We start from the raw sequence: 21,371 nt of genomic DNA on the forward strand, positions 1-21,371 counted from the left end.
CCCGCCCCAGTAGGGTCGGCTCCGTGAGTAACGAAGACATCACGCTGACCGCGGGTGACGCGGAGGTGACCGTGACGCCGGGCAACGGCGGACGGGTCGGGAGTCTGTGGGTCGGCGGCGTCGAACTGCTGCGGCAGGGCGCGAAGTTCGGGTGCTTCCCGATGGTCCCCTGGTGCGGACGGATCCGCGACGGCCGGTTCCTCGACGGCGCCACCGTCCGGCAGATGCCGCTCAACTCCCCGCCGCACGCCATCCACGGCACCGCCCGCGACGGCGCCTGGAAGAGGGCCCGCGTCACCGCGGACGAGGCCGTGATCACGTACGACCTGATCGAGCCCTGGCCGCACCCCGCCCGCGTCACCCAGGCGTTCGCCCTCACCGGGGACAGCCTGGCGATCACCATGTCGGTGGAGACGTACGGGGAGTCGTTCCCGGCGCAGATCGGCTGGCATCCCTGGTTCAACAGGAACCTGGGGGACGGCGGCGACGACGTCCGGGTGGACTTCCAGCCGGCCTGGCAGGAGGAGCGGGGCGACGACCACCTGCCCACCGGCCGCCGCGTCGACCCGGCGCCCGGCCCCTGGGACGACTGCTTCGGCATGCCGGAGGGCGTCGACGTCACCCTTACCTGGCCGGAGCGACTGGAGCTGAAGGTCGCGAGCCGTGAGCAGTGGGTCGTCGTCTACGACGAGCAGGAGGCCGCCGTGTGCGTGGAGCCGCAGACGGGTCCGCCGAACGGGCTCAACACCCACCCCCGGCTGGTCACACCCATCGAGCCCCTCGAAGCCACCACGACCTGGAGCTGGCGGCGCCTCTAAGCTGGCCCCCATGAGTGACGTACGCGGCGAGCTGCTGCAGCAGATCAAGGACAAGGCCGTGGTGCACGGCAAGGTGACCCTCTCCTCGGGTCTTGAGGCCGACTACTACGTGGACCTGCGCCGGATCACGCTGGACGGCGAGGCCGCCCCGCTCGTCGGGCAGGTCCTCCTCGACCTCACCGAAGGCCTGGACTTCGACGCGGTCGGCGGGCTGACGATGGGCGCCGACCCGGTCGCCGGCGCGATGCTGCACGCCGCCGCCGCCCAGGGCCGCAGGCTGGACGCGTTCGTCGTCCGCAAGGCCGCCAAGGCGCACGGTCTGCAGCGCCGTGTCGAGGGTCCCGAGATCAAGGGCCGCCGCGTCCTCGTGGTCGAGGACACCTCGACGACCGGCGGCTCCCCGCTGGAGGCCGTCCAGGCCGTCCGCGAGGCCGGGGCCGAGGTCGTCGGCGTCGCCACGATCGTCGACCGTGCCACCGGCGCGGCCGAGAAGATCGAGGCCGGCGCCGGTGTTCCGTACCTCTTCGCCTACGCCAAGGGCGAGTTGGGACTCGACTGACGACGCTCTCACGGGACCCGGCCGAACGCCGGGTCCCGCATGTCGGACGGGGTGTCCTATCTCACCGGCGGCGTCTGGAAAGATGGGGCCGACGATGACGTCGCCCCCCCTAGGTCAGGGCCATAAGCACCAGTCCCGTCGTACCGCAGCAGCAGTACGCAGACCCGCACATACAAGGAGCGGACAGATGCCCATCGCAACCCCCGAGGTCTACAACGAGATGCTCGACCGGGCGAAGGCAGGCAAGTTCGCCTACCCGGCCATCAACGTGACCTCGTCCCAGACCCTGCACGCTGCGCTGCGCGGCTTCGCGGAGGCCGAGAGCGACGGCATCATCCAGATCTCCACCGGTGGTGCGGAGTTCCTGGGCGGTCAGCACAACAAGGACATGGTGACCGGCGCCGTCGCGCTCGCCGAGTTCGCGCACATCGTCGCCGCGAAGTACGACATCACGGTCGCGCTGCACACGGACCACTGCCCCAAGGACAAGCTGGACGGCTACGTACGTCCGCTGCTCGACATCTCCGCCGCGCGCGTCGCCAAGGGCGAGAACCCGCTGTTCCAGTCCCACATGTGGGACGGCTCCGCCGAGACCCTCGCCGACAACCTGGCCATCGGCCAGGAGCTGCTCGCCAAGGCCGTCGCCGCGAAGATCATCCTCGAGGTCGAGATCACCCCGACCGGTGGCGAGGAGGACGGCGTCAGCCACGAGATCAACGACGAGCTGTACACGACCGTCGAGGACGCGCTGCGCACCGCCGAGGCCCTCGGCCTGGGCGACAAGGGCCGCTACCTGCTCGCCGCCTCGTTCGGCAACGTGCACGGTGTGTACAAGCCGGGCAACGTCGTCCTGCGCCCCGAGCTCCTCAAGGACCTCCAGGAGGGTGTCGCCGCCAAGTACGGCAAGGCGAGCCCGTTCGACTTCGTCTTCCACGGCGGCTCCGGCTCCACCGCCGAGGAGATCGCCACCGCGCTGGAGAACGGCGTCGTGAAGATGAACCTCGACACCGACACCCAGTACGCCTTCACCCGTCCGGTCGTGGACCACATGTTCCGCAACTACGACGGTGTCCTGAAGGTCGACGGCGAGGTCGGCACCAAGTCGAAGTACGACCCGCGCACCTGGGGCAAGCTCGCCGAGGCCGGCATGGCCCAGCGCGTGACCGAGGCCTGCGCCGCCCTGCGTTCCACGGGCACCCGCCTCAAGTAGTCGACCGGGGACCGTCCGCCGGCCGTACGGCCGCCTGTCGATCGTCCCCTCGGAAGGGCCCGGCACCTGCCATGGTGCCGGGCCCTTCCGTATGCTCCGAGGTATGGCTGTGCCTGCGCGCGACGCATCGGACGGCAGACCCGCGGCGAGTGGACCCGCGGTGCGGATCGCCTCCCCGACGGGGAAGTGGATCCTGCTGACCACCGTCCTCGGCTCCAGCATGGCCCTGCTGGACTCGACCGTCGTCAACGTGGCCCTGCCGACCATCGGCCGTGACCTGGACGCGAGCCTCGCCGCCCTCCAGTGGACCGTGAACGGCTACATGCTCTCGCTGGCCGGGCTGATCCTGCTGGGCGGCTCGCTCGGGGACCGGTTCGGGCGCCGGAGGATCTTCGTCCTCGGCGTGGTGTGGTTCGCCGCCGCCTCACTGCTGTGCGGGCTCGCGCCGAACGTGGACGTGCTGATCGCGGCCCGCGTCCTCCAGGGTGTCGGCGGGGCGCTGCTCACCCCCGGTTCGCTGGCGATCATCCAGGCCTCCTTCCATCCGGACGACCGGTCCCGCGCCATCGGCCTGTGGTCGGGCTTCGGGGGAGTCGGGGCCGCCGTCGGGCCGTTCCTGGGCGGCTGGCTGGTGGACGGGCCGGGCTGGCGCTGGGTGTTCCTGCTGAACATTCCCGTCGCGCTGGTGTGCACCCCGGTCGCCCTGCGCCACGTGCCGGAATCCACCGGGTCGACCGCCCGCCCGGACGGGGCCGGGAGCGGGGGAGGTGCCGCCCACCGAGGCTTCGACGTCCTCGGCGCCGTCCTCGGCGCGCTCTCGCTCGCCCTGGTGACGTACGCCCTGATCGAGGCCCCGAGCGGTTCCGTGCTGGTGCCGGTCGCCGCGGTCGCGGGCGTGGCGGCGGGGGTGGCCTTCGTGTACGTCGAGCGGCGGCGGCCCGATCCGATGATGCCGCTCGACATCTTCGCCTCGCGCCAGTTCACGGCCGTCAACCTGGTGACCCTGTGCGTCTACGCGGCCTTCGGCGGGTTCTTCTTCCTGACCGCGCTCCAGCTCCAGGTCGTGGCCGGCTACTCGGCGCTCCAGGCCGGCACGGCACTCCTGCCGACCACGGCCCTGATGCTGCTCTTCTCCGCCCGCTCCGGCGAACTCTCCCAGCGCATCGGACCGCGCATCCCGCTGACGGTCGGGCCGCTGCTGTGCGCGGCGGGCATGCTGCTGATGCTGCGCGTCGGCGAGGACGCGTCGTACGTGGCCGACGTGCTGCCCGCGCTGCTGGTGATGGGCCTCGGCATGGTGACCCTGGTGGCGCCGCTGACCGCGACCGTCCTGGCCTCGGTGGACACCGGGCGGGCGGGCCTGGCCAGCGGGATCAACAACGCGGCGGCCCGCGCGGCCGGGCTCGTCGCCGTGGCGGCGCTGCCGCTGCTGACCGGGATGGGACCGGAGGCGTACCGCTCGGCGGACGCCTTCGACGCGGCGTTCCGCCGGGCGATGCCGCTGTGCGCGGGCGTGCTGGTGGTCGGCGCGGTGCTGGCCTTCACGACGGTGCGCCGCCCGCCGCCGGGCTGTCTGCGCCCCGAGTGCCGCAGGCACGGTTCCCTGACGGCACCCCCGCTGGAGCCGGAGCGCTCCCGGGGCGTCCTCGGGGGCGACCCACCCGGCTCCGACCGCGTGGCGTGAACACGTCCGGCCGGCGCCCGTCCGGGGCCCGCGTCCGGAGCGGATCGTTCCCCCGCCGCCGTGGGCGACCGTCGACGATCACGGAGAATGCAGCAGACTGGAACCCATGACGATTCACGAGAACCTCCTCGGGGGACCGCCCCCGACCCGTCTGCCCGACGACCCGGAGCCGCGCGAGCTCCTCGCGAACGGCACGGCCCCCACCGACGTCGCCGCGAAGTACCCCACCTCCTCGCTCGCCTGGGCGCAGCTCGCCGACGACGCGTTCGAGCGGGGCGGCGTCGTCGAGTCGTACGCCTACGCCCGTACCGGCTACCACCGCGGCCTGGACGCGCTGCGCCGCAACGGCTGGAAGGGCCACGGCCCGGTGCCCTGGGAGCACGAGCCGAACCGCGGCTTCCTGCGCGCCTTGCACGCCCTCGCCCGCGCCGCGCAGGCGATCGGCGAGCAGGAGGAGTACGAGCGCTGCAGCCAGTTCCTGAAGGACTCCTCGCCGACGGCGGCCCAGACCCTCGGCTAGGCCGGAATCCCGCCGGTGGCCCCGTCCGCGGGGCCCCCGGCGCGGGTCCGCCCGGTGTGACCGGGCGGACCTTGCGGTTTCGGGGGACGATTGTGGAGGATGCCCGGTGGGGACCGGGGCCCCCGTGTCGGTAACGGCAGGGGCGGACCGCTACCCGGAGCACAATCAGGAGACAGCGATGTCCCACCAGGCTCAGCCCACGCAGGCTCAGGAGCCCGAGACCCCGCATCTCGACTTCCAGGGCACGACGCCGTACGAGGACTACGTACAGGCGGACGTGCTCACCCACCTCCAGCACACCCTCTCCGACGACCCCGGAGAGATGGTCTTCCTGGTGACGACCCAGGTCATGGAGCTGTGGTTCACGGTCATCGTCCACGAGTGGGAGACGGCGGCCAAGGCGCTGCGCGCGGACGACGTCCCCGTCGCGGTGGCCGCGCTGAAGCGGTCCGTGCGGGAGCTGGAGGCGCTCAACGCGTCCTGGCGGCCGCTCGGACAGCTCACGCCCGCGCAGTTCAACTCCTACCGCTCGGCCCTCGGCGAGGGGTCCGGCTTCCAGTCGGCGATGTACCGGCGCATGGAGTTCCTGCTCGGCGAGAAGTCCGCTTCGATGCTCGTCCCGCACCGGGGCGCGCCGCGGGTGTACGCCGAGCTGGAGAAGGCGCTGCACGAGCCGAGCCTGTACGACGAGGTGCTGCGGCTCCTCGCGCGGCGCGGCCACGCGATCCCGGCCTCGGTGCTGGAGCGTGACGTGTCGCTCCGCTACGAGCCCGTGCCCGAGGTGCAGGCCGTGTGGACGGCCCTGTACGCCGGTGACGACAGCGACGAGCTCGCCCGCCTGGGCGAGGCGCTGACCGATGTCGCCGAGCTGGTGTGGCGCTGGCGCAACGACCACCTCGTCGCGACCCGGCGGGCGATGGGCTCGAAGACCGGCACCGGCGGCTCCGCCGGAGTGGCCTGGCTGGAGAAGCGCGCGCAGAAGAACGTGTTCCCCGAGCTGTGGACGGCGAGGTCCTATGTCTGAGCGAGCCCATCTGTCCGCGCTCGCCGCGCGGGCGGCCGAGCTGGACGCGGCCGACGAACTCGCCGGACTGCGCAAGCGGTTCGTGCTCGACGACGTGGTGTACCTGGACGGGAACTCGCTCGGCGCGCTGCCGGCCGAGGTGCCCGGCCGGGTCGAGGACGTCGTGCGCAGGCAGTGGGGCGAACTGCGCATCCGCTCCTGGGAGGAGAGCGGCTGGTGGACCGCGCCGGAGCGGATCGGCGACCGCATCGCCCCGCTGGTCGGCGCGGCGCCGGGCCAGATCGTGGTCGGCGACTCGACCAGCGTGAACGTCTTCAAGGCCCTGGTGGGCGCCGTACGGCTGGCGGGCGAGGGGCGCGACGAGATCCTCGTCGACGCGACCACGTTCCCGACCGACGGGTACATCGCGGCGTCGGCGGCCCGGATGACGGGCTGTGAGCTGCGCCCGGTCGACCCGGACGAGGTGCCCTCGGCGCTCGGCCCGCGCACGGCGGCCGTGCTGCTCAACCACGTCGACTACCGCACCGGCCGGTGCTACGACCTGCCCTCCCTCACCGCCGCGATCCACGCGGCGGGCGCGCTCGCCGTCTGGGACCTGTGCCACACCGCGGGTGCCCTGCCGGTCGGTCTCGACGAGCACGGGGTGGACCTCGCGGTCGGCTGCACCTACAAGTACCTGAACGGCGGCCCCGGTTCGCCCGCGTACCTGTACGTGCGCGCGGACCTCCAGGACCGGTTCGACTCCCCGCTGCCGGGCTGGAACTCGCACGCCGAGCCCTTCGCGATGAGTTCGTCCTACGAGCCCGCGCCGGGCGCGCTGCGCGGGCGGGTCGGCACGCCGGACATCCTCTCGATGCTGGCCCTGGAAGCGGCGCTGGAGGTGTGGGACGGGGTCTCGATCGACAGCGTCCGCGCCAAGTCGCTCGCCCTGACCGACTTCTTCCTGGAGTGCGTCGCGGCGTACGTCCCCGAGGGCCGGGTCGAGTCCGTGACCCCCGCCGCGCACGCGGAACGGGGCAGCCAGGTGGCCCTGCGCTGCGCGGACGCGGGCGCGGTGATGAAGCGGCTGATCGACAACGGAGTGGTCGGCGACTTCCGCCACCCGGACATCCTCCGCTTCGGCTTCACCCCCCTGTACGTCGGCTTCACGGACGCGGAACGAGCGGCGAGGATCCTGGCGGAGACGTTGGGCTGAATCGGCCGCGAGGCCCGGCCGCCGGGCAGATTTCAGCCCCGTGGCGAGAATTTCAGCCCCTCCGGCGTTCGAGGAGCGGGGTCCGGGGCGGAGCCCCGGGTACGGGACGGGCAGGGGCGGAGGGGGCGAAATCCCCTCCGCCCCTGCCCGTACGCCGGGCGACTGCCCACCCGGGACAGGGCGAACAGGAGAACCGTTCCCCCGATGACCGAGAGTGACAGCCCGCTGTCGACCCACGTCACCGGCCTGATACCGTCCCCGCGAACGGCCGAATTGTTCCCCCGCCCGCCAAATCCGTTTCACCGCTGAGAGGTTGGAGCATGCAGGACGACGCCGCACCCCGGGACGGCGACGACGCCGCGATCGCGCGCGACGCCGCCGAAGAGGCGTCGGCCTTCTCGCACCCGCCGGTGGACCCGGACGTCACCCTGGCGTACGGCGACCACCCCGACCAGGTGATCGACTTCTACGCCCCCCGCGACCCCGACCCGGAGGTCCTCACCCCTGTCGTGGTCGTGCTGCACGGCGGCGCCTGGCGTGCCCCCTACGACCGCCGCCACATCACCCCGTTCGCCGACTTCCTGACGCGCCGCGGATTCGCCGTGGCGAACGTCGAGTACCGCCGGGGAGAGGCGCCCTCACCCGCCGGTGCCGGGCCCGCGATCCCCGCGCAGAGCGGCCCCGCCGACCCCGGACGGGACGACGCCGGCTCCTCCGGGACGGATGACACCGCGGCCGGCGCCCCGGTCGCCGGCCGCTGGCCCGACACCTTCGACGACGTGGCGGCCGCGCTCGACGCGCTGCCCGCCCTCGTCCGCGCGGCGCTTCCCCAGGCCGACGCCCGGCGCATCGTGATCACCGGTCACTCGGCGGGCGGTCACCTGGCCCTGTGGGCCGCGGCCCGCCACCTCCTGCCCGCCGACGCGCCCTGGCACACCGACCGCCCCGCACCGCTGCGCGGCGTCGTCGCCCTCGCCCCGATCGCCGACTTCGAGGTCGCGGAGAAACTCGACGTGTGCGGCGGGGCCTCCCGCCAACTCCTCGGAGGACAGGCCACGTTCGCGGAACGCCTGCCCTACGCCGACCCCGTGCGCCTGCTCCCCACCGGCATCGCCACCACGCTCGTCCAGGGCCGCACCGACATCGTCGTCCCGCAGGCGGTGGCCGAGTCGTACGCGGACGCGGCGGCCAAGGCCGGCGAGGTGGTGGGGCTGACGCTGCTGGAGGACGTCGGCCACTTCCCCCTGATCGACCCGGCCGCCGACGCCTGCGCCGTGGTGGCCGAGGAGATCGCGCAACTGGCCTGGTAGCGCGCTCAGGAGCGGGGATGACGGACGGGGCCGCCCGTAGTACCTGAGACGGACCCGGAAGGACCCTCCTCGCAGGTGACGACCGCGGCCCCCGTCCGGCCTACCGTTCTGAACGTGACCGAGACGACCCACACGCAGACGACGTCCCCGCCCCCCGGCGGCGCCGGGGGCAGGCAGCACAGCCCGGAGTACCGCCTCGCGGCGGACGCCCTGCGCGGCCTGCGGCAGGACATGTTCCACGACGCCTTCGCCTACCGCCCGCTGCCCCGCATGCGCACCGACGGCCCCATCACCCGTCGCCTGTCTCCGGGCCTGCGCAGGTACGCCGCCTGGACCCCGCACGCGGTGGTGGCCGCGGCGGGCCTGCTGGCCATGGCCGCGGGGTCCACCGCCGCCGGCGGCCCCGGCAGCGGACCGTTCGCGTCCCTGCTGTGCGGGCTCCTCGCCCTGCTCCCGGTCCTGGCGACGCTCGTCCGTCCGATCGGCGCCTTCTGGCTCTCGCTCGCCGCGGTCCCGGTCGTCTCCGTGTTCGACGGCTCGTGGGGCGACTGGCCCTGGGCGCCCGGCAGCTTCATGGCCCACGTCATCGTGCTGACGGTCGTCGCCCTGCGGTCGCGTCCTCGCGTCGCGGTCTGGATGTGGCTGCTGACCGCCGCGTACAGCCTGGCGGCCGAGACCTTCTTCGGCGGGGGCTACTACAGCGCGAACTCCTTCCCGCTCCTGTTCGTCTCCGCGCTGATCCTCCTGATCGTCACGGTCAGGAACATCCGCAGGGAGGCCGCTCAGGAGGTCACGGCGCACCAGTCGGAGACGGCACACGAGCGTTCCCGGCGCACGCTGCTCGAGGAGCGCACGACGATCGCCCGCGAGCTGCACGACGTGGTGGCCCACCACATGTCGGTGGTCGCCATCCAGGCGGAGGCGGCGCCCTACCGGGTGGAGAACCCGCCCCCGGAGCTGGAGCAGGCGTTCGTCACGATCCGGGAGAACGCGGTGGCGGCGCTGACCGAGCTGCGCCGGGTCCTGGGCGTGGTCAGGGCCGAGGACTACGAGGCGCCGGACGCGCCGCAGCCCACCCTCGCCGACCTGGACGGGCTCCTGGCCAATGTGCGGGAGGCGGGTCTGACGGTGGAGAAGGCGGTCACCGGCGCGGTGCGCGAACTTCCCCAGGGCGTCGAGCTGTCGGCGTACCGGATCGTCCAGGAGGCCCTCAGCAACACCCTGCGGCACGCGCCGGGCGCCTCCGCCCGTGTCGAGATCGGCTACGTGCTCGGCGGGCTCGGCCTGCGCATAGTCAACGGCCCCGCGCCGGTGACCACCCTGGAGAAGTCCACGCACGGCGCGGGGCACGGCATCACGGGCATGCGCGAGCGGGTCACCATGCTGGACGGCGAGATGACGACGTGCGTCACGGACGACGGAGGGTACGAGGTGGCGGTGTTCCTGCCGGTGCCGTCGGGGGAGCAGAACGGATGACGGACGGTACGGGTCGGGCGATCCGCGTGCTGATCGCCGACGACCAGATGATGGTCCGCGAGGGCTTCTCCGTGCTGCTGGGCGCGATGCCGGACATCGAGGTGGTCGGCGAGGCGGTCAACGGCCGGGAGGCGGTCGAGCGGGTCCGCGAACTGCGGCCGGACGTCGTGCTGATGGACATCCGCATGCCGGAGATGAACGGCATCGACGCGACCCGGGAGATCGTCGCCGCGGACGGCGCCGCGAAGGTGCTGGTCCTGACGACGTTCGACCTCGACGAGTACGTGTACCAGGCGCTGCGCGCGGGGGCCTCCGGCTTCCTGCTCAAGGACGCCTCGGCCCGCCAGCTCGCCGACGGGGTGAGGGTGGTGTCGGCCGGGGAGGCGCTGCTCGCCCCCTCGGTCACCCGGCGGCTGATCACGGAGTTCTCCAAGCTCGCGGAGGAGCCGAGGCTGCCGGCGACGGCGCACGGCTCGTACGGGGATCTGACCGACCGGGAGACGGAGGTGCTGGTCCTGATCGCGCAGGGGCTCTCGAACGCGGAGATCGCCGAGCGGCTCGTCGTCGCGGAGTCGACGATCAAGACCCATGTGAGCCGCATCCTGGTGAAGCTGGGGCTGCGGGACCGCACGCAGGCGGCGGTGTTCGCGTACGAGGCGCGGCTGGTCACCCCCAGATGACGGCGTCCGGCGCCCGCGGTCCGGGTCGGCCCTGGTCAGCGGGGGGTGGGCCGGGCTAGCGTCCGTTCATGGCAGCTTTGGAGAGTACGCGGGCCTTCGACCCCTGGGATCCGGCGTTCGTGGCGGACCCGTACCCGGCGTACGAGGAACTGCGCGCGCGGGGCCGGGTGCACTACTACGAGCCGACGAACCAGTGGCTGGTGCCGCACCACGCGGACGTGTCGGCACTGCTGCGGGACCGCCGGCTGGGCCGGACCTATCAGCACCGCTTCACGCACGAGGACTTCGGGCGGACGGCGCCGCCGCCGGAGCACGAGCCGTTCCACGTGCTCAACGACCACGGGATGCTCGACCTGGAGCCGCCGGACCACACGCGGATCCGGCGGCTGGTGTCGAAGGCGTTCACGCCCCGCACGGTCGAGCGGCTGAAGCCGTACGTGGAGGGGCTGGCGGGCGAGCTGGTCGACCGGCTGGTGGAGGCCGGCGGCAGGGACCTGCTGGCCGACGTGGCCGAGCCCCTGCCGGTGTCGGTGATCGCCGAGATGCTGGGGGTCCCGGAGTCCGAACGGGCGCCGCTGCGGCCCTGGTCGGCGGACATCTGCGGGATGTACGAGCTGAATCCGTCGGAGGAGACGGCGCGCAGGGCGGTACGGGCGTCGGTCGAGTTCACCGAGTATCTGCGCGGGCTGATCGAGGCCCGCCGCAAGGAGCCCGGCGACGATCTGATCTCGGGGCTCATCGCGGTCCACGACGAGGGCGACCGGCTCACCGAGCAGGAGATGATCTCGACCTGCGTGCTGCTGCTGAACGCGGGGCACGAGGCGACGGTCAACGCCACCGTGACCGGCTGGTGGACCCTGTTCCGGCATCCGGAGCAGCTCGCGGGGCTGCGGGCCGACCACAGCCTGATCCCCACGGCGGTGGAGGAGCTGATGCGGTACGACACCCCGCTCCAGTTGTTCGAGCGCTGGGTGCTGGACGACATCGAGATCGACGGGACGACGGTGCCGCGGGGTGCGGAGATCGCGATGCTCTTCGGTTCCGCGAACCGGGACGGCGCGGTGTTCGAGAACCCGCAGACGCTGGATCTGACCCGGGCGGAGAACCCGCACATCTCCTTCAGCGCGGGCATCCACTACTGCATCGGCGCCCCGCTGGCCCGCATCGAGCTGGCCGCGTCCATGGGCGCGCTCCTGACGAAGGCGCCCGGTCTCCGGCTCGCCGGGGAGCCGGTCCGCAAGCCGGGCCTCGTGATCCGCGGACTGGAGAGCCTGCCGGTGGAGGTCTGACCTCCGTCGCCGCCGCGCCCCGCGACGTGACCGCTCGCCGTACCGCCCGGCGGGCGCGACCGCTCGCCGTTCCCTCCGGGCGGCGCGCCCCCTCGTTCCGTCGCGTCGGGTCGCGCCGCCGGGCGCCTCAGGTGGCCAGATCGCGGCGGCGCAGGCAGGCCAGGCCCGTCGCCGTGAGGGCCGCCGCGATCGCGGTGAGGACGAGGACCGGTGTCCAGGTCATCGTGCCGCCCGGCAGCTTCGGCAGGTGGCCGAAGGGCGAGAGGTCCATGACGGCCTGCGGGATCTTCAGGGCGGGGCCGATCCAGCCGAGCACGAGGGCGAGGCCCGCCACGGCCCAGGCGCCGGGGGCGACCCGGGGCGAGACGCCGTACAGCAGGACGGCGAGGCCGCCCAGGGTCCAGATCGCCGGGACCTGGACCAGACAGGCGCCGAGGATCGCGCCGGTCTCGGCGCCGTAGCCGAGGGCGAGACCGAGTCCGCCGAGCAGCATGACGAGGACCGCGCCGCCGAAGGCGAGGACCAGGTGCCCGCCGGCCCAGCGCAGCCGGCCGACGGCGGCGGCGAGCAGCGGTTCGGCGCGCTGGGAGGTCTCCTCGCCGTGCAGCCGCAGCACCGAGGCGACGATGTAGAGGGCGGCGACCATGCCCAGCATGTTCACCATGGCGGCGAGGAACGCGTCGGTGATCCCGGCCTGCCCGCCCATCCGCTCGATGATCTCGCGGGTCTTGGCGTTGCCGCCGACCAGGTCCGCGGCCCCCTTCGTGATGCCGCCGAACGCGGCGCCCGCCGCGAGGAAGCCGAGGCTCCAGCCGAGCACGGCGCCGCGCTGCAACCGCCAGGCCAGCGCCCCGGCCGTGCCGAGACGGCCGGTCGCCGGGCCCGGCCGGGTGGGCAGGAAGCTCATGCCCAGGTCGCGCCGCCCGGCGAGGGCGTAGGCCGCGGCGCCCTGCGCGGCGACGGCGGCGGCGAACAGCGCCAGGACCCACCAGCGTTCGTCCGCGAAGGCGCGGACGTTCTCCAGCCAGCCCAGCGGTGAGATCCAGGTCAGCGCCGACGAGCCGTCGTCGCTCGCGGAGTCGCCCGCCGCCCTGAGGACGAAGGCGGCGCCGATCAGCCCGCCCGTCAGTCCCTTGGCGAGCCGCCCGCTCTGCGTGAGCTGGGCGACGATCGCGGCCATGGTCGCGAAGACCATCCCGGTCGCGCCGATCGCGAGCCCCAGCGCCAGGGCCCCGGCGGCGCCCTGTCCGGCGAGGCCGACCGTGACGAGGAGGGCGAGGACCCCGTCGGCGACGAGCGCCGCGAGCAGGGCGGCGGTCAGCGGGGCCCGGCGCCCGACCATCGCGGCGGAGACGAGTTCCTGGCGCCCGCTCTCCTCCTCGTCCCGGGTGTGCCGGACGACGATGATCAGGCTCATGACGGCGGCGAGGATTCCGGCGTAGACGCCGATGCGCCAGGCGGTGAGGCCGCCGAGCGAGTCGCCGAACACCGGGCCGTAGGTGGCGCGCAGGGAGTTGTCGGCGAGCATCTGCCGTGCCAGGCCCGCGCGTTCGGCCGGGGTGCTGTAGACGCTCTTCAGCGAGGCCGGCAGGGACAGCACCATCAGCGCGTTCACGCCGATCCACAGCGGCATCGTCACGCGGTCGCGGCGCAGCGCGAAGCGCAGCAGGGTCCCGGTGCCGGCCAGAGGGCGGGAGCCGCCGACGCGTGCGGCGAAGGTGCCCGCGGTCGTGGCGGTCATCGGGCCACCGCGCCTTCGGATCCGTCCGGCCGCACGTCGTCCTGGTAGTGCCGCAGGAACAGCTCCTCCAGGGTCGGCGGGGTCGAGGTCAGGGACCGGACGCCGGAGTCGGCCAGTGAGCGCAGGACGGCGTCCAGCCGGTCGCCGTCCGCCTGGAACCGGACCCGGTGGCCGGATCCGTCGGGCCTGACCCCGGCGTCCTGGACGTCGAGTTCGTGGACTCCGGGCAGGTCCGCCAGTCCGTTCGGCGGGCCGGCGAGTTCGGCGGTGACGCTGGTACGGGTGAGGTGGCGCAGGTCCGTGAGGGAGCCGCTCTCCACGGTCCGGCCCGCGCGGATGATGCTGACGCGGTCGCAGAGTTCCTCGACCTCGCTCAGGATGTGCGAGGACAGCAGGATCGTGCGGCCGCGGTCGCGTTCCTCCCGGACACACTTCTGGAAGACCTCTTCCATCAGCGGGTCCAGGCCCGAGGTCGGCTCGTCCAGGATGAGCACGTCGACGTCCGAGGCGAAGGCGGCGACGAGGGCGACCTTCTGACGGTTGCCCTTCGAGTAGGTGCGCCCCTTCTTGGTGGGGTCGAGTTCGAAGCGCTCGATCAGTTCGGCGCGCCGTGCCGGGTCGAGGCCGCCGCTGCGTCCGCCGCCCGGTCCGCCGCGCCGGGAACGGCCCCCGCCGTGCAGCCGTCCGTAGAGGTCGATGACCTCGCCGCCGGAGAGGTTGCGCCACAGGGTGACGTCGCCGGGGACGTAGGCGACCCGGCGGTGCAGTTCGACCGCGTCCGCCCAGGGGTCCATGTCCAGCATGCGCGCCGTGCCGGAGTCGGCGCGCAGCAGGCCGAGCAGGACCCGGATGGTGGTGGACTTCCCGGAGCCGTTGGGGCCGAGGAAGCCGTGCACCTCGCCGGCCTCGACCTCCAGGTCCAGGCCGTCCAGCGCGTGCGTCTTCCCGAACGACTTGTGCAGTCCGGCGACGCTGATTGCCTTCGTCATGGCCCGAACGTACGCTTCCTTCAGAAATTTGTGAAGTTAAGGAAACGTATAAATCCTGGATACACTCGACCGCGAAGCGTGAGCAGGGGAGATGATCGGGAGATGGCGGAACCGAGGGCGGCCGAGCGGGACCCGGAGGCGGTCTCACAGTTCGTCGAGGGCTTCGCGGCCCAGCTCGTCGAGGCCGGGATGCAGCGGATGCCCGCCCGCGTCTTCGCCGCGCTGCTGGCCTCCGACTCCGGCGCCATGACCTCCGCCGAACTCGGCGAACAGCTCCGGGTCAGCCCCGCCGCCGTGTCCGGGGCGGTGCGCTACCTCGCGCAGCAGCACATGGTCTCGCGCGAGCGCGAACCCGGCTCGCGGCGCGAGCGGTACCGCGTGCACAGCAACCAGTGGTACGAGGCGCTGACCAACCGCGACGCGGTGCTCAAGCGCTGGGAACTGGCCCTGCGCGCCGGTGTCGACTCCCTCGGCGCCGCTACCCCGGCCGGGCGGCGGCTCTCCGAGACCCTCGCGTTCTTCGAGTTCGTCGACGGTGAGATCGCCGCGATGATGGAACGCTGGCGCGCCCACCGCGAGACCCTGTTCGGCACGGACGCCTGACGCCGGCCGCAGACGGACGGCCCGCACGCCGGGCGGTGCAGGGTCCGTCTCCTGTCGGCCGTTCAGGGTGCCGACGGGAGGGTCAGGCCCCAGGCCGACTCCCGTACCGTCCAGGTCCGGGTGCGGACCGGGCCGCTCACCACGGAGTCCGCGCCGTAGCGGAAGTCGGCGCCGGAGACGGTGACCTTGTGGCCCAGCAGCCGCAGCGGCGAGGATCCGGCCCCCACGGACACCGCGCGCACCTCGATCTCGGCCCCGGTCCCCGAGCCCCCCGGCGTCACGGACACGGCTTCCACGGGCTGGTCCAGGTCCACCACGCACACCCCGTCGACCTCGATCCGCAGCCGGGAGGGCCCCGCCCCGGGCGCGGAGGCGAGCCGGGACGGCCGGGAGGCGAAGGTCCGTACGAGGGACTGGCACGTACGCAGCCACGGATGCCCGCCCGCCTCCTCCCCGGGTGCTCCGGCGGGCACCGGAGCCGGGTGCGGGGAAGGCAGCGAGGGGATGCGCAGCGCGCCGAGCACCACGCCGTCGCTGTCGTCCACGAGCAGGTCGAGCCGCCGTTCGGCCCCGTCGAGGACCGCCCTGGCCGCCGCCACGGCACCCATGGGCACCCCGAGCGAACGGGACAGCGACAGCGCGCCGCCCACGGGCACCAAGGACAGCGCGCAACCGGCGAGTTCCCGCCGCCGGTGCAACAGGGACACCGCCCGCAGCAGGGCGCCGTCGTCACCGATGACGACGGGTCGGCGCGCGCCCCGTCGGATCAGCGCCCGAGCGAATTCCTCGGGCCCCTCGGGGAGGCACACCTTCGTCGCCGCACCCGCGCTGAGCACGTCTTTCGCGATCCGGACGGACTCGCCGTCGGTTCGTCGGGCGACCGGGTCGATGACCACCAGGAGCTGGTCGGAAGCCGCCACCTCGGTCCTGCCTCGCTTCCTCGGGTAGCATCTTTCTGCAAGAGCCCCTTGCGCCTTTGCGCCAGGGGCTTCGTCTATTCCGGGGCATCCGGTCCGACGGTCGCGGCCAATGGTGGTCGCCGGTGTGCGCAGCCGTAGCCACGGCCACGTACGTCCCCGACCTTGGACATGCCCCGCCCGGAAGGGGTGTACGCCTGTGCCCGCACTTGTGCTGCTCGGTGCTCAGTGGGGTGACGAAGGCAAGGGAAAGGCCACCGATCTGCTCGGTGGATCCGTGGACTATGTGGTGCGCTACCAGGGCGGTAACAACGCCGGCCATACGGTAGTCGTGGGCGATCAGAAGTACGCCCTCCACCTCCTCCCTTCCGGAATCCTCACGCCGGAGTGCACTCCGGTGATCGGCAACGGAGTCGTCGTCGACCCGTCCGTCCTGTTCTCCGAGCTGAACGGACTGAACGAGCGCGGCGTCGACACCTCCAAGCTGCTGATCAGCGGAAACGCTCACATCATCACGCCTTACAACGTCACTGTCGACAAGGTGACGGAACGCTTCCTCGGAAAGCGGAAGATCGGCACCACCGGACGCGGCATCGGTCCGACGTACGCGGACAAGATCAACCGCGTGGGCATCCGCATCCAGGACCTCTACGACGAGTCGATCCTCACCCAGAAGGTCGAAGCGGCGCTGGAGGTCAAGAACCAGCTCCTCACCAAGCTCTACAACCGCCGCGCCATCGAGGCGAGCCAGGTCGTCGAGGAGCTGCTGAGCTACGCGGACCGGCTCAAGCCGTACGTCGCGGACACCGTCCTGATCCTCAACCAGGCGCTGGAGCAGGACAAGGTCGTGCTCTTCGAGGGCGGCCAGGGCACGCTCCTGGACATCGACCACGGCACGTATCCGTTCGTGACCTCGTCGAACCCGACCGCGGGCGGCGCCTGCACGGGCGCCGGCGTCGGCCCGACCAAGATCAGCCGGGTCATCGGCATCCTCAAGGCGTACACCACCCGCGTCGGCTCGGGTCCGTTCCCGACCGAGCTGTTCGACGCGGACGGCGAGGCGCTGCGGCGCATCGGCGGCGAGCGCGGTGTGACGACCGGCCGTGACCGGCGCTGCGGCTGGTTCGACGCGGTCATCGCCCGCTACGCGACCCGCGTGAACGGTCTGACCGACTTCTTCCTCACCAAGCTGGACGTCCTGACCGGCTGGGAGGAGATCCCGGTCTGCGTGGCGTACGAGATCGACGGCAAGCGTGTCGAGGAACTCCCGTACTCCCAGACCGACTTCCACCACGCGAAGCCGATCTACGAGACCCTGCCCGGCTGGTCGGAGGACATCACCAAGGCGAAGACCTTCGGTGACCTCCCGAAGAACGCGCAGGCCTACGTGAAGGCGCTGGAGGAGATGTCGGGCGCGCCGATCTCCGCGATCGGTGTCGGCCCGGGCCGCACCGAGACGATCGAGGTCAACTCGTTCATCTAGTGCCGAGCGTCCGGACCCTGGTCCGGAGCGGTTGATTCCACGCGTGCGCCCCCGGACGACGTCCGGGGGCGCACCCGTTGGCGGCGGGCTGCGGCCTGCGGGCCGCGGGTCCCGCCGACGCGCCGCGCGGGACGGGCCGGCCGGGGCGCGGACCGGGCCTCACTGGAGAGAGTGATGTCCGGGCCGGCGCGGTGAGTGCGCAGAAGGCGGGGGGAATAGCCTGAAAGCGCACGTTCTGGTGCTTCCGCGTGCGTCGGCAGACGGACAAGGAGAGTGCGATGCGCGTGATGCTCAAGGCCACCATGGACACGGACAAGGCCAACGAACTCATCAGCAGCGGAAAGCTGCCGGAGCTGATGCGGCAGACGATGGACCGGCTGAAGCCGGAATGCGCCTACTTCACCGCCCAGGAGGGCAGCCGCACCTGTTACATGGTCTTCGACATGCAGGACAGCAGCCAGATGCCGGTGATCGCCGAGCCGTTCTTCATGCATCTCGGTGCCCGCGTGGAGTTCACCCCCGTCATGAACCCGGAGGACCTCCACAAGGGGCTGTCCCAGCTCGGCTGACGGGCGTCACCGGGTGCGGGGCCGTGAGACCGGGCCCCGCACCCAGGCACGGACGGATCAGCTGAACACGATCATGGAGCCCTGGGCGAGGCTCCGGGTCGCCGCGGCGTGCAGGCCCAGCCAGACGTGACGCTCGCGGGCGAAGGGGCTGGAGTCGTAGGGGGCCGGAGCGGCGGGCTCCTCCAGCTCCGTCGGGGCGTTGGGGGGCTGCGGCGGCGCCGGCGGATTCGCCGGGTCGATGCCGATCGAGGGGGCCACGAACTCGAGTTCGCGCAGGAGAACCTGGGACGAGCCCAGCGGCCCGCCGCCCGCGAGGAGTTCGTCGTTGGCCAGCGGGTGCGGGAAGTCCACCGGGACGTAGGCGCCCGCGTGGTCGTAGTGCCAGACCAGATGGGACTGCTGGGCGTTCGACTCGAACATCTCCAGCAACTGCTCGTAGTCGCCGCCGAGTTCGTCGACCGGCGCCACCGCGAGCCCGCACATCTGGAGCAGGTACGCGCGGCGCAGGAAGTGCAGCGCGTCGTAGTCGAAGCCGGCGACCGGGGCCACGTCACCCGATAGGCCCGGCATGTACGCGTACACCGGAACCGGCGGGAGCCCGGCCTCGGCGAGCACCTTGTCGTAGAGCGCCAGTTCCTCGGCGAAGGGGTTGTCGGGGGTGTGGCACAGCACGTCGACGAGCGGGACCAACCACAGGTCACAGGCCAACAGACGGCTCCTCTTGCTCCTTGGGGTGCAGGGTGGTCAGGGCAGCGTAATGCGCGTGGCGGTCCTGTGAAGAGGCCGGTGCGCAAGTAGGCCGCCGGGCGGCCGGGGTTGTCCGTCTCCAGGGGGCACGCCCCCATCCTCCCGATCACCCGCGGGGAGTGTCCCCAAACACGGGAACGGGACGATCCGGCCGGGGCCCGCGTCTCAGGGGGCGTCGAGGCGCTCGATGAGGGTCAGCGCGTGCTCGTTGTACGCCGTCACGATCGCCCGCGCCCCGTCGGCGTCACGGCGCGCGAGGGCGTCCACCAGCTCGGTGTGGCCGGACCACAGATGGCCCTTGAGATCGGAGACGTGGCGCAGGTGCTGGACCGTGCAGACCCACGACTGGACCCGCATCCGGTGCAGGAAGTCGGCGAGATAGGAGTTGCCGAACAGGTTGCTGAGTTCGCGCCAGTAACGGAGGTCGTAGCCGATGAGGATGTTCAGGTCGCCCGCGGTCGCCGCGCGCTGGGCCTCCTCGCCGCGGCGCCGGACGGCCGCGAGGGCGGCGAGCGCGCGGGGGTCGTCGGCCTGCGGCATGCCGCTCGCCACGAGGCTGCGGAACATGCCCTCCGTGATCAGGCTGCGCGCCTCGATCATGCCGCGGTAGTCGGCGCCCGAGTACTCGTGGACGCGGAAGCCGCGATGCTGGTCCGCGTCCAGGAGTCCCTGGGCCGACAGATCGACCAGGGCCTCGCGGACCGGGGTGGCGGACACGCCGTACTGCTCGGCGATCTCCTTCACCGTGAACTCCTGGCCGGGCCGCAGGCGCCCGCCGAGCACCTCGTCACGGAGCGCGTCCGCGATCTGCTGCCGCAGGGTGCTGCGTGTTACGGCGCCACTGCCGCCGGTGCCGGCCATGGTGGTGATCTCACTCCCCGTCGCGTGGGTCGGTGCGCGTCCGCTCGCGTATCTCTTCGAGCAGGCCACCATACGCCGTGGGGGCCGGCCGCCCGACTCCCCGCCACCCCCGGAGGGACACGAGGAACCACCACGACCGACCCCCACCGGGAGCGACGACCCCTGACCACCGGGGAGGGGAACTCCCGGCGCCCGGGAGACGAACTCCCGAGCACCCGGGAGCGGGCACCCTCAAGGCCTCGAGGGCCTCACACCGTGTGCTCGTCCGCCACCGACAGCGCCTCGTCCAGGGCCGCGAGGCCCTCCTTGGCCTCGGCCTCGGTGATGTTGCACGGCGGCACGACGTGGGTGCGGTTCATGTTGATGAAGGGCCACAGACCGCGGGCCTTGGCCGCGGCGCCGAACGCGGCCATCGGCGCGTTCGCCTCGCCCGAGGCGTTGTACGGGACCAGCGGCTCGCGGGTCTCCCGGTTCTTCACCAGCTCCAGCGCCCAGAAGACGCCCGTGCCGCGCACCTCGCCGACGCTCGGGTGCCGCTCGGCCAGCGCGCGCAGCCCCGGTCCGAGGACGGTCTCGCCGATCGTGGCCGCCTGGCCGACGATCCCCTCCTCCTCCATGACGTTGATCGTCGCGACCGCGGCGGCGCAGGCCAGCGGGTGGCCGGAGTAGGTCAGCCCGCCCGGGTAGGGCCGCCGGGCGAAGGTCTCGGCGATGGCGGAGGAGATCGCCACGCCGCCCAGCGGCACGTAGCCGGAGTTCACGCCCTTGGCGAAGGTCATCAGGTCCGGCGTCACCTCGTAGTGGTCCGCCGCGAACCACTTGCCGGTGCGGCCGAACCCGGCCATGACCTCGTCCAGGATGAAGACGATCCCGTACCGGTCGCAGATCTCGCGCACACCGGCGAGGTAGCCGGGCGGCGGCGTCATGATGCCCGCGGTGCCCGGGATCGTCTCCAGGATCAGGGCCGCTATGGTCCCCGGTCCCTCGAAGGCGATCGTGTCCTCCAGGTGCTGGAGCGCGCGCTCGCACTCCTGCCGCTCGCTGTCGGAGTGGAAGGGGCTGCGGTACAGGAACGGCGCCCAGAAGTGGACGACACCGGCCGCGCCGAGGTCGTTCGGCCAGCGCCGCGGGTCGCCGGTGAGGTTGATCGCCGTGGAGGTGGCGCCGTGGTACGAGCGGTAGGCGGAGAGCACCTTGGGACGGCCGGTGTGCAGCCGGGCCATCCGTGTGGCGTTCTCGACGGCCTCCGCGCCGCCGTTGGTGAAGAAGATCTTGTCCAGGTCGCCGGGGGTCCGCTCGGCGATCAGCCGGGCCGCCTCGGAACGCGCCTCGACGGCGAAGGCGGGCGCGAAGGTGGACAGGGTCGCGGCCTGTTCCTGGATCGCGGCGACGACCTTCGGGTGCTGGTAGCCGATGTTGGTGAAGACGAGCCCACTGGTGAAGTCCAGATACCGCTTGCCTTCGTAGTCCCAGAAGTACGACCCCTCCGCGCCGGCGACGGCGAGCGGGTCGATGAGCTCCTGCGCGGACCAGGAGTGGAACACGTGCGCGCGGTCCGCGGCCTTCACGGCGGCGCCGGCCTGGGGGTTGGGCTGAGGGGTCATGCGGCGAAGCGTAAATGTCCACGGACCGGGCGCGACATCGGCGTCCTGTCTGCGGTCGGGGGCTTTCCGCGACAGACTGTCGGGCTTGGCCG

20 protein-coding genes are annotated in these 21,371 nt (G+C 72.4%); 14 read left to right on the forward strand and 6 right to left on the reverse strand.

What is annotated here, in order from left to right; genetic code table 11:
* Nucleotides 1-23 precede the first annotated feature (23 nt).
* The 11 genes from ACFRIC_RS13085 to ACFRIC_RS13135 all read left to right on the forward strand — a co-directional run bounded on the left by ACFRIC_RS13085 (nucleotide 24) and on the right by ACFRIC_RS13135 (nucleotide 11,765).
* On the forward strand, nucleotides 24-818 hold the full coding sequence (locus ACFRIC_RS13085) for an aldose 1-epimerase (RefSeq protein ID WP_382783749.1): 795 nt from the start codon (nucleotides 24-26) through the stop codon (nucleotides 816-818).
* Between the two features lie 10 nt (nucleotides 819-828).
* Entirely contained in the window at nucleotides 829-1,377 is a 549-nt protein-coding gene (pyrE, locus tag ACFRIC_RS13090) for an orotate phosphoribosyltransferase (protein ID WP_382783752.1), read from the forward strand.
* Between the two features lie 187 nt (nucleotides 1,378-1,564).
* Nucleotides 1,565-2,587, forward strand: coding sequence for a class II fructose-bisphosphate aldolase (fbaA, locus tag ACFRIC_RS13095; RefSeq protein WP_361685384.1), 1,023 nt, complete (start codon nucleotides 1,565-1,567; stop codon nucleotides 2,585-2,587).
* 103 nt (nucleotides 2,588-2,690) lie between these two features.
* Nucleotides 2,691-4,271 carry an MFS transporter gene (locus ACFRIC_RS13100; RefSeq protein ID WP_382783755.1) on the forward strand — a complete coding sequence of 527 codons (1,581 nt, stop codon included), beginning with the start codon at nucleotides 2,691-2,693 and terminating at the stop codon, nucleotides 4,269-4,271.
* Between the two features lie 106 nt (nucleotides 4,272-4,377).
* The gene (locus ACFRIC_RS13105; RefSeq protein ID WP_382783758.1) at nucleotides 4,378-4,791 is read left to right on the forward strand and encodes a DUF3151 domain-containing protein; all 414 of its coding nucleotides are present in this window, start codon (nucleotides 4,378-4,380) and stop codon (nucleotides 4,789-4,791) included.
* 178 nt (nucleotides 4,792-4,969) lie between these two features.
* Nucleotides 4,970-5,815, forward strand: coding sequence for a tryptophan 2,3-dioxygenase family protein (locus ACFRIC_RS13110; RefSeq protein WP_382783762.1), 846 nt, complete (start codon nucleotides 4,970-4,972; stop codon nucleotides 5,813-5,815).
* Entirely contained in the window at nucleotides 5,808-7,010 is a 1,203-nt protein-coding gene (gene kynU / locus ACFRIC_RS13115; protein WP_382783765.1) for a kynureninase, read from the forward strand. The genes ACFRIC_RS13110 and kynU overlap by 8 nt, the downstream gene beginning before the upstream one ends.
* A 320-nt stretch (nucleotides 7,011-7,330) precedes the next feature.
* A complete protein-coding gene (locus ACFRIC_RS13120; protein WP_382783769.1) occupies nucleotides 7,331-8,320 on the forward strand; it encodes an alpha/beta hydrolase family protein in 990 nt (329 codons plus the stop codon).
* 114 nt (nucleotides 8,321-8,434) lie between these two features.
* Nucleotides 8,435-9,796 carry a sensor histidine kinase gene (locus tag ACFRIC_RS13125; RefSeq protein ID WP_382783772.1) on the forward strand — a complete coding sequence of 454 codons (1,362 nt, stop codon included), beginning with the start codon at nucleotides 8,435-8,437 and terminating at the stop codon, nucleotides 9,794-9,796.
* Nucleotides 9,793-10,476: a response regulator gene (locus ACFRIC_RS13130; protein WP_382783776.1), complete on the forward strand. Its 684-nt coding sequence runs from the start codon at nucleotides 9,793-9,795 to the stop codon at nucleotides 10,474-10,476. Before ACFRIC_RS13125 ends, ACFRIC_RS13130 begins: the two co-directional genes overlap by 4 nt.
* 68 nt (nucleotides 10,477-10,544) lie before the next feature.
* The gene (locus ACFRIC_RS13135; protein ID WP_382783779.1) at nucleotides 10,545-11,765 is read left to right on the forward strand and encodes a cytochrome P450; all 1,221 of its coding nucleotides are present in this window, start codon (nucleotides 10,545-10,547) and stop codon (nucleotides 11,763-11,765) included.
* A gap of 127 nt (nucleotides 11,766-11,892) precedes the next feature.
* Here the strand turns inward: ACFRIC_RS13135 and ACFRIC_RS13140 are convergent, their stop codons facing one another.
* Together ACFRIC_RS13140 and ACFRIC_RS13145 are read right to left on the reverse strand one after the other, a co-directional pair.
* Nucleotides 11,893-13,506, reverse strand: coding sequence for an ABC transporter permease (locus ACFRIC_RS13140; protein WP_382783782.1), 1,614 nt, complete (start codon nucleotides 13,504-13,506; stop codon nucleotides 11,893-11,895).
* Nucleotides 13,503-14,495 (reverse strand): ATP-binding cassette domain-containing protein, encoded by a 993-nt coding sequence (locus tag ACFRIC_RS13145; RefSeq protein WP_382783785.1) that lies wholly within the window; start codon nucleotides 14,493-14,495, stop codon nucleotides 13,503-13,505. Before ACFRIC_RS13145 ends, ACFRIC_RS13140 begins: the two co-directional genes overlap by 4 nt.
* A gap of 102 nt (nucleotides 14,496-14,597) precedes the next feature.
* Between ACFRIC_RS13145 and ACFRIC_RS13150 the strand changes: the two genes are divergently transcribed.
* Nucleotides 14,598-15,098 (forward strand): GbsR/MarR family transcriptional regulator, encoded by a 501-nt coding sequence (locus ACFRIC_RS13150; RefSeq protein WP_382783788.1) that lies wholly within the window; start codon nucleotides 14,598-14,600, stop codon nucleotides 15,096-15,098.
* 62 nt (nucleotides 15,099-15,160) lie between these two features.
* Here ACFRIC_RS13150 and ACFRIC_RS13155 read toward each other — a convergent pair whose 3' ends face one another.
* A complete protein-coding gene (locus tag ACFRIC_RS13155; RefSeq protein ID WP_382783791.1) occupies nucleotides 15,161-16,018 on the reverse strand; it encodes a diacylglycerol kinase family protein in 858 nt (285 codons plus the stop codon).
* 196 nt (nucleotides 16,019-16,214) lie between these two features.
* Between ACFRIC_RS13155 and ACFRIC_RS13160 the strand changes: the two genes are divergently transcribed.
* Both ACFRIC_RS13160 and ACFRIC_RS13165 read left to right on the forward strand, forming a co-directional pair.
* On the forward strand, nucleotides 16,215-17,498 hold the full coding sequence (locus ACFRIC_RS13160; RefSeq protein WP_382783795.1) for an adenylosuccinate synthase: 1,284 nt from the start codon (nucleotides 16,215-16,217) through the stop codon (nucleotides 17,496-17,498).
* Nucleotides 17,499-17,776: 278 nt separating this feature from the next.
* Nucleotides 17,777-18,067, forward strand: coding sequence for a hypothetical protein (locus ACFRIC_RS13165; RefSeq protein WP_382783798.1), 291 nt, complete (start codon nucleotides 17,777-17,779; stop codon nucleotides 18,065-18,067).
* 57 nt (nucleotides 18,068-18,124) lie between these two features.
* Here the strand turns inward: ACFRIC_RS13165 and ACFRIC_RS13170 are convergent, their stop codons facing one another.
* The 3 genes from ACFRIC_RS13170 to ACFRIC_RS13180 all read right to left on the reverse strand — a co-directional run bounded on the left by ACFRIC_RS13170 (nucleotide 18,125) and on the right by ACFRIC_RS13180 (nucleotide 21,279).
* Complete coding sequence (locus tag ACFRIC_RS13170; protein ID WP_382783801.1) at nucleotides 18,125-18,775, reverse strand: hypothetical protein; 651 nt, start codon at nucleotides 18,773-18,775, stop codon at nucleotides 18,125-18,127.
* Between the two features lie 204 nt (nucleotides 18,776-18,979).
* Complete coding sequence (locus ACFRIC_RS13175) at nucleotides 18,980-19,675, reverse strand: GntR family transcriptional regulator (protein WP_382783804.1); 696 nt, start codon at nucleotides 19,673-19,675, stop codon at nucleotides 18,980-18,982.
* A 248-nt stretch (nucleotides 19,676-19,923) separates the two neighbouring features.
* The gene (locus tag ACFRIC_RS13180; protein ID WP_382783807.1) at nucleotides 19,924-21,279 is read right to left on the reverse strand and encodes an aspartate aminotransferase family protein; all 1,356 of its coding nucleotides are present in this window, start codon (nucleotides 21,277-21,279) and stop codon (nucleotides 19,924-19,926) included.
* Nucleotides 21,280-21,371 lie beyond the last annotated feature (92 nt).

The organism is Streptomyces sp. NPDC056738, from assembly GCF_042790435.1.
In the GTDB taxonomy this organism is placed as follows: domain Bacteria; phylum Actinomycetota; class Actinomycetes; order Streptomycetales; family Streptomycetaceae; genus Streptomyces.

Coding starts and splice junctions, on each gene's coding strand:
- ACFRIC_RS13130 (WP_382783776.1), top strand. CDS start 9,793: ATGACGGACGGTACGGGTCGGGCGATCCGCGTGCTGATCGCCGACGAC.
- ACFRIC_RS13165 (WP_382783798.1), top strand. CDS start 17,777: ATGCGCGTGATGCTCAAGGCCACCATGGACACGGACAAGGCCAACGAA.
- ACFRIC_RS13105 (WP_382783758.1), top strand. CDS start 4,378: ATGACGATTCACGAGAACCTCCTCGGGGGACCGCCCCCGACCCGTCTG.
- ACFRIC_RS13145 (WP_382783785.1), bottom strand. CDS start 14,495: ATGACGAAGGCAATCAGCGTCGCCGGACTGCACAAGTCGTTCGGGAAG.
- ACFRIC_RS13135 (WP_382783779.1), top strand. CDS start 10,545: ATGGCAGCTTTGGAGAGTACGCGGGCCTTCGACCCCTGGGATCCGGCG.
- ACFRIC_RS13140 (WP_382783782.1), bottom strand. CDS start 13,506: ATGACCGCCACGACCGCGGGCACCTTCGCCGCACGCGTCGGCGGCTCC.
- fbaA (WP_361685384.1), top strand. CDS start 1,565: ATGCCCATCGCAACCCCCGAGGTCTACAACGAGATGCTCGACCGGGCG.
- ACFRIC_RS13110 (WP_382783762.1), top strand. CDS start 4,970: ATGTCCCACCAGGCTCAGCCCACGCAGGCTCAGGAGCCCGAGACCCCG.
- kynU (WP_382783765.1), top strand. CDS start 5,808: ATGTCTGAGCGAGCCCATCTGTCCGCGCTCGCCGCGCGGGCGGCCGAG.
- ACFRIC_RS13150 (WP_382783788.1), top strand. CDS start 14,598: ATGGCGGAACCGAGGGCGGCCGAGCGGGACCCGGAGGCGGTCTCACAG.
- pyrE (WP_382783752.1), top strand. CDS start 829: ATGAGTGACGTACGCGGCGAGCTGCTGCAGCAGATCAAGGACAAGGCC.
- ACFRIC_RS13180 (WP_382783807.1), bottom strand. CDS start 21,279: ATGACCCCTCAGCCCAACCCCCAGGCCGGCGCCGCCGTGAAGGCCGCG.
- ACFRIC_RS13100 (WP_382783755.1), top strand. CDS start 2,691: ATGGCTGTGCCTGCGCGCGACGCATCGGACGGCAGACCCGCGGCGAGT.
- ACFRIC_RS13120 (WP_382783769.1), top strand. CDS start 7,331: ATGCAGGACGACGCCGCACCCCGGGACGGCGACGACGCCGCGATCGCG.
- ACFRIC_RS13175 (WP_382783804.1), bottom strand. CDS start 19,675: ATGGCCGGCACCGGCGGCAGTGGCGCCGTAACACGCAGCACCCTGCGG.